Origin of the sequence: Solemya elarraichensis gill symbiont, assembly GCF_002021095.1 — a bacterium.
In the GTDB taxonomy this organism is placed as follows: domain Bacteria; phylum Pseudomonadota; class Gammaproteobacteria; order Chromatiales; family Chromatiaceae.
The window spans coordinates 1-6,998 of sequence record NZ_MPRK01000083.1 but is presented as its reverse complement, the minus strand read 5'-3'; the positions used below and the strand labels follow the sequence as shown (position 1 = coordinate 6,998).

Annotated in this window: 8 protein-coding genes; 4 read left to right on the top strand and 4 right to left on the bottom strand. The window is 50.3% G+C overall.

All coding sequences use genetic code 11. The features are described from left to right. The 4 genes from BOW51_RS05670 to BOW51_RS05655 form a co-directional block, all read right to left on the bottom strand. A partial coding sequence (locus BOW51_RS05670) for a PilV family protein (protein WP_135568084.1) occupies nucleotides 1-1,422 on the bottom strand: 1,422 nt, incomplete at its 3' end. Nucleotides 1,423-1,461: 39 nt separating this feature from the next. Then, nucleotides 1,462-2,754, bottom strand: coding sequence for a PilX N-terminal domain-containing pilus assembly protein (locus BOW51_RS05665; protein WP_078476849.1), 1,293 nt, complete (start codon nucleotides 2,752-2,754; stop codon nucleotides 1,462-1,464). After that, a complete protein-coding gene (locus BOW51_RS05660) occupies nucleotides 2,720-3,568 on the bottom strand; it encodes a PilW family protein (protein WP_135568083.1) in 849 nt (282 codons plus the stop codon). Before BOW51_RS05660 ends, BOW51_RS05665 begins: the two co-directional genes overlap by 35 nt. Nucleotides 3,569-3,594: 26 nt before the next feature. After that, nucleotides 3,595-4,140: a GspH/FimT family pseudopilin gene (locus BOW51_RS05655; protein WP_078476850.1), complete on the bottom strand. Its 546-nt coding sequence runs from the start codon at nucleotides 4,138-4,140 to the stop codon at nucleotides 3,595-3,597. A gap of 336 nt (nucleotides 4,141-4,476) precedes the next feature. On the opposite strand from BOW51_RS05655, the gene BOW51_RS05650 reads away from it, so the two are divergent. The 4 genes from BOW51_RS05650 to BOW51_RS05635 form a co-directional block, all read left to right on the top strand. Continuing rightward, nucleotides 4,477-5,058 (top strand): hypothetical protein, encoded by a 582-nt coding sequence (locus BOW51_RS05650; protein ID WP_078476847.1) that lies wholly within the window; start codon nucleotides 4,477-4,479, stop codon nucleotides 5,056-5,058. 46 nt (nucleotides 5,059-5,104) lie between these two features. Further along, entirely contained in the window at nucleotides 5,105-5,839 is a 735-nt protein-coding gene (locus BOW51_RS05645; RefSeq protein ID WP_078476846.1) for a 5-oxoprolinase subunit PxpA, read from the top strand. Continuing rightward, complete coding sequence (gene pxpB / locus BOW51_RS05640) at nucleotides 5,836-6,543, top strand: 5-oxoprolinase subunit PxpB (RefSeq protein ID WP_078476845.1); 708 nt, start codon at nucleotides 5,836-5,838, stop codon at nucleotides 6,541-6,543. The genes BOW51_RS05645 and pxpB overlap by 4 nt, the downstream gene beginning before the upstream one ends. Beyond that, on the top strand, nucleotides 6,533-6,998 hold a 466-nt coding region (locus tag BOW51_RS05635), incomplete at its 3' end, for a 5-oxoprolinase subunit C family protein (protein ID WP_370738158.1). The genes pxpB and BOW51_RS05635, both read left to right, overlap by 11 nt.

Here is a 6,998-nt window from a genome sequence, read left to right as displayed (position 1 = left end):
TATCATTAGAGCACTTGTGGTAGGATTCGGATCAGGGTCAATCACATTCGAGCCACAGATTCTGAGGTCGTTATCCGGTATCAGGACAATCCTTCCTGTATACCCGCCAGCGCCAATCTCGACACTGCAGCTTCCAACAGGATCCCCTTCTGTTGATAATTCAGGATCAATGTCTTCGCAGTCACCTATCGGATTGACTGCTTCAACAGTGGTACTTCCAAGTTCTGTTACCGTCGTGGCACCAGGATAAGTTGAAAGTGCAAATGTAAGGTCGATAGTTCCACTACCTGTCTCTTCACAGCTGTCCTTGAATGAAAGTATTCTGAAATTCTGGTCATCAAGAGCCCACAAACGGCCTAGCGGAACGCTAATGTTATGCGTTTGATCGCCACTGTCGACATAGACCATGCCTGATACCTCCTGCAGTCCTTCATTCAGGCCAATGACTGGCGGATAGGTATAGATAGCTGGGCAAATCAGGTCTTTCTTGTCATAACCGACCATACCCATGTTGCCGTACCAGGTTCTTCCGGTAAAGCAGTGAAAACGATCCTGGTTATCCGCAAGGGTTTCGGTCTCGGAGGTCGATTTTGTTCCCTCGCCGTCTGGTGTGCGCACATCATGACCGCTCTCTTCCGGGTGGACACAGTAACCCGCATCTGTCGTCACTATCTCACCTGGCGGATCGCTCAGGAAGAAATCAGCTGCTGTTCTCGCGCCCTCGCCAACCGTGACAATGCCCCTGAGCATGACAATGCCAGTATTACTTGATTTAAACACTACGTTATAGACAACTTCCCCATCTTCTGTCGTCTTTACAATCACTTCCGCCTGGCCATCCGCGGCCTCATAGACGCTGACATCCTCACTCAGTTGGACGAGACGCTTATCGCCTTCCTCATCCTCTTCCAACTTCAGCTCTTCGAATTCTTCGGGTGTATACTCCTTGTCTGGATTCAGGGTGCCGCCGGACGATGACGGAATCGGATCACCGCCTGAGAGGTAGGCTGCCTGGCGTACAACGTCAGACCAGCGCAAGAAACCGGACAGTTCAACTGCCTGTGTCGCGTCTTTTACTGGTGTCCAGGAGACTGTAATGACAACATACTTGTCGGTTGCCACACCGGCATTGTTTGTAATTGTCCAGCTACGGTTAAAGCTTGTATTGACAAGCTCAATAGGAGCGTCACTTCCGGATGCCAGCGCTTCAAAAGTGGTCTTGTCGGTTACTTGGCGGAACTCGTCGAGTTTCTCCTGTGCGAGAAGGGTTGCAGCATCATGAGCCTTGTTTTCGCCCGACTCCCTCTGAATGACTGATTGGTATTGACTGATAGCAATCAGGCCGATAATAAAAATTGTTGACGCGATCAGTGCCTCTAGAATCACCACGCCTTTCTGGGAACCTGGCCTGTTTAAAAACATTTTAGTGCCTCGCAATTTGTAGAGACTCCATTCATAAAATCAATTACCCCAGTCACGCCAGGTTCCTCCTATACTGCCACCGGCGCCCCCTCCGGCTCCGCCTCCAGAGGCGGTTAGAGGATCATAGTAAATTACGCCCCCACCGGTACCAGGGTTGAAACCTTCTGCCATGACGACCATTGAACCATACAGCTCACCACCGCCGCTGAAATCCGCCTCACCAGTAACAAACAGCATGCCAAATAATACGAAATTGGCACTAGTCTTCATGTCCCCTTCCACGACCAATACTACCGGATTATCTCTTGACCCAACGCTGTCCTTTAAATCGTATTCATCGCCTTCCGTATCAAGCCACATCGCCTGACCCTCGATTCCGTCAATATCATCTGAAGAAGTATAAATTGTCATGACGCCTTTGACTTCTTCCATCGTCCCGCCCATGTAGCGCTTGAAAAACTCATCGGCTTCAAGATCAAGATATGGATCATTCATGATTATCGTGGGATCGGCTTCACCCCCTTCAAACTCAAAAATAGTCACATCGGCCTCGTCACCAGCCCCTGTATCAGTAAGCCACATCCCGGGTAAGGGGTTACTGGGGCCACCCTCAGACGGGTTGCCGTAGGTGTCCGGATACCTGGAGCCACAATCATTGCAGGTACGGGTCTTAAAAGCGCTGCCTGTTTCGGTCACTCCTCCCGACCTGATAGTGATGTTTCCAAAAGCGTTTTCCACTGAAACACCACCAGCGGTGACGTCAACAGCGCCCCTTACCGTCAATGGTGATGCTGGTGGGGTATTAACAAGAGGCACGAGTGAAAGATAGTTGCTGAGTGTGCGCTCCGTTGTGCCGTCATCGCTCCAGCCCCTGGATTCGATATAAAGGACATTGTCGCTGCCTGCTGCAAAGCGTATTTCATCGTAACTAAAACCTGGATTGCTCTCCCCGTCATTGTTGTAGTATTCCCCTACCTCAGGAGTGCTTTCACCACCAGGGTACTCACTCGGAGAATCTATCGTGCCATCACCATCAGTATCATAGTCATCGATATTTGCTATGTAGTGAGCTTCCGCAAAGGAGAGGCCAGCCTCTGCAGCCTGGAATGCCTGGCGTATCCGGAAATCGTTATTTGATATGGTAATATCCTGGCGAACGCTGTTGCTCGATATGAAGGCAAGCATTGTCATTAACAGCAGCATGATGAGCGCAATTACCAGTACAGCGATACCATCCTGGCGCTTGATTGATCTGAATTTCTGCTTTTGTTTCATCTCTTTTTTCACCATTTTCCGGTCAAGGAATCTTTGCCACTGTACGGTTCCTGACATTCACTGTCTGCTCCAGTATCTTTGACACAACGTCATCATTCCTTAATTCACCTTCAAGGGTAATAATGACCACCTTGTTCTGCACGATGCGATGTTCACTCAGGGATGGTATTTCATCGAGATAGTCTTGAATACAGTCGCCACCACTCTTCGTATTCGAAGCGCTGCTTGTGTTCACATCTGTACATACCGTATCTGTCACGTCAAACGTCAACTCGGTAATGTCAACGATTTCCGGATCAGTCAGCGCATTCCACGTGCCGCCGTCACAGCTGATACTCTTGGCGATCTCGATAATACCGATATCATCATCATTCTCAATTAGTCGTATGCCGTAATACTCGTTCGTGGTTTGCAGTATTCCGTCAGGGTCATCAGGATCACTTGGATTTCCCCGGTCATAGGTAAAGGTTATGCACGAGTTGTCCGCTTCTCCGGTTTTTTTCGACACCACGAGGTTGGTTCCAAAAGTCGATATTACGGGGTCGCAGTCAGTAAAATCCAGGTCATTGCTATAGGCAGAAAACGGGTTGCATTTTGGATCAGCAATCTCTGTAGTCCCCCCTGACTCGACGACGGATGCTTTCCAGTAACCTGCCCGGCGAATCTCCTCTACCATGTATGTCATCACCGAGCGCAAATCGGCATCCAGGCGCGAGGCATTGACTGTCTCGGAGGTCGAACGAATATTCGTGATGTAGATATTCAGGATAAAAGTAACAGCAAGCAGCGCCACAACAAGGCCGACCAGTAATTCGATCAGCGCCAGTCCGGTCTGCTTATAACTCTTGTTCGCTGGGTAACTAAAATACATCTTGCTTTCCTGTGCCATTATTACCTCTATGGAATGTCCGCATAACCGGGTAAATCCGACTCAATTCGGATGCGCCGACCCTCCGAATCAATTTTGATATTGAACTCATGGCTATTTTCAGACTCTAGCGAAACAGTCGCGGTATCAACAGTTGCCTTGCCGTAGTCTGAAGTAAATGTCAGAGATACGTTGCTATCCAGTTCAATATTTTTGAATGGCTCTGCTCCGCCTGCCACGCCGTTGCTGAAAGTCTTGGGGTCATCATAAAGCGTACAATTCGCTGCAGCAGTGATGCAGTTACAGGCAGAAGTGGTATCGTCATCTATCCCGTAACACCAGCCGTCACCCGGAGACTGCTTGGTGAAGGTGATTGAAACATCTGTTGCCTGCTTCACAGCCTCGGACTTGGCGAACATGATGGCGCTATAGATATTCTCACCGGTCCGCTGAAGCTGACGACGCTCAATGGTGTCTTCGAAAGAAGGCACTGCCAGTAACAGGATCACGGCAAGCACTACCATGACGATCATTAGTTCGATTAAGGTAAAGCCTCTGAACTTAGGTAACACCATCGTCTATGTCCCATCAAAATATTCCATTTTCACCCATTAAAAGCTCCGCATGACACCGCCTCCGGCAAATCAAACAGAAACAATTTGCAATCAATAATGAATATTGAATCTCTACATTAATTATAAGCCAGATAAAGAGTTTAATCAGAACAAGTTGGGATAGACTCATTTTATTATTACTGGAATAACAATTAATTACGGTAAAGTAATCAGTCCACAATTAGTATCGCAGTTCCATATCAGTACAGGGATTGCCTGAGATAATTGAATTTATTGAGCACAAGGGGATGCTGGTCAAGTAATCTATTACTGTTTGGCACTAATTCCCTGAAACATTTGAAAGCACGACTGGCAAAAATAAAATACTGGTTCAAGCGGCCCGATCCCCGGGCGGCGCAAGCGCTGTTTGAATCGGAGGGATTGGGCTTTCCAACTCTTCCTCGTGAACTCGCGGCTAAATTGAAACAACGCGGGAAATGGCTCTACTCAACACGCAAGATCGAGGTCTCTCCATACTTCCTCCAGAACTACGCTGAAGAGTTTGAAACCGAGCAGGTTAATGATTACGTCATCCTGTCGCATGACGGGCATGGTGTGAACTCCTGGGCGATACAGTATTACCTGGTGAAATCCGGCCTCTGCCTGTTACTACACCTGAGATGGGGCGGTGTGTATACCGACAATGACAAGGGGGCCGAGGAGATCGCAGCTTGTTTTACTGTCGCCGACAAGATTGTTGCCGAGGCAGGAGGTAGCGGGGTTGATTTGAATGAGAAACCACTCCTCATTGTGGCCTCGGATTTCTACGGTAGCTACTGGATGATTGATGGTGTCAGGCAGAATGAGTGGGATGCGAGAGAGAGCAATTCTCTTGAGGCATTGAACGAGGTGCTGGAGTTGCTGGTCTCAGGTGATTGAAACGGGTTATCCTAAGTCAGGATTACACTCTGCGCTGGAAACAAACATGAAACTCAATTGCGATATGGGCGAGAGCTTCGGCAACTGGACCATGGGCATGGATGAAGAGGTCATGCCCTTGATCGACATGGCCAGTATCGCCTGTGGTTTTCATGCATCCGATCCGCTCACCATGGAGCGCACGGTGCAGATGGCGCTTGCCGAGGATGTTGTTATCGGTGCCCATCCAGGTTATCCGGACCTTATTGGCTTTGGGCGTCGTGACCTGACGTTGCATCCGCAGGAGCTCAAGGCGGGACTTGTTTACCAGCTTGCTGCTCTTGATGGCATCTGTCGTGTCCACGGCACGCGTGTCCAGTATGTGAAACCGCATGGCACCCTGTATAACAAGATGATGCGTGACGAAGCCACCATGACAGTCATAATGGAAGCCGTCAGGGATTTTGCGCCTGATTGTCCGTTGGTTGTACTGGCAACGCCGGAATCTGAAGAGATCAGCGCGAAGGGCAGGGAGTATGACATCGAGATCTGGTTCGAGGCGTTTTCTGATCGTGCCTATGACGACGAAGGTCACCTTGTTAACCGTGCGCAGCCGGGTGCGGTACACCAGGACCTCGAAACGATAGGACAGCAGGTGCAGCAGATAATGAATGAACAGTCTGTCACCACGCTCAGCGGCAAACGCATCCCGATTCAGGCAGACACCATCTGTGTTCACGGCGACAGCCAGCATGCACTCGATTCAGCAAGGCATATCCGTGACATTATTTCCTCTTTATGAGAATCGAAGCGCTTAACGAAAACAGTTCGATTGTCTACCTGGGAGATGAGATCAGTGATGACGTCTCTGCCCGGGTTGGTCGGGCCTTGGCTATCGTTCGACAGTCGCTTGGTCCTCTGCTGACTGACCTGGTTCCCTCCTATACCTCGCTACTGCTCTATTATGATCCCGACCGCATCGATCATGAGCAACTGCATCAGTACCTTGTTGAGTTGCTTGATGATGATGCAGCCGATTTGCAGGAGAGTGTTTCCAGCGCACTGCTTGAAGTGCCTGTCTATTACGGCGAAGAGGTTGCCCTCGACCTGCAGGCATTAAGTGAATTTGCAGGGCTTGCACCTGACGAGGTCATCTCGATTCACAGTGATAGCCCCTACCGTGTTTATGCGATTGGATTCGCCCCGGGCTTTGCCTACCTCGGCAAGGTGGATCAACGCATTGCGATGCCGCGTATGCAAAAACCAAGGCTCAGAGTTCCGGCAGGCAGCGTGGCAATTGCCGATTCGCAGACTGCCGTCTATCCGGCGGCAACGCCAGGTGGCTGGCGGATTATAGGCAGAACACCAATGCAGATGATCGACTGGGAGAGCGATTCACTGACACAAATAGAGGTGGGTGCAGAGATTCGCTTTCGTCCAATCGGCAGGCAGGAGTATCTCGACCTTGGGGGCCAACTGGACGAGGATGTAGCGAATGAGCTTTGAGGTGCTCAAACCGGGTCACTTCTCCTGTATTCAGGATCTTGGCCGTCACGGCTATCAGCATCTCGGTGTCACCACGGGCGGCCCCATGGATGAACATGCATTCTCATGGGCGAACCGATTGCTTGGCAACTCACCGAATGCGGCACAAATCGAAAGTACTTACGGCGTACTGAGCCTGCTTGCCGAAACGGATGCCATGATCGCAATTGCCGGTGCTGATCTGGATGCACGGATTAACGGCGTCCATGCAGAACCCTGGTTCAGCTATTCAATCTTAGCCGGTGACCGGCTCGATTTTCATGCGCCGCTGAGTGGCTTACGTGCCTATCTTGCCGTGGTCGGTGGGTTCAGTGCGCCGCACAGGTTGGGAAGTTGTGCCACAGTTGCCCGTGAGGCGCTCGGTGGTATCACGGGACAGGGTGATTTCCTTTCAAAGGGCGACAGGCTGGAGTTCG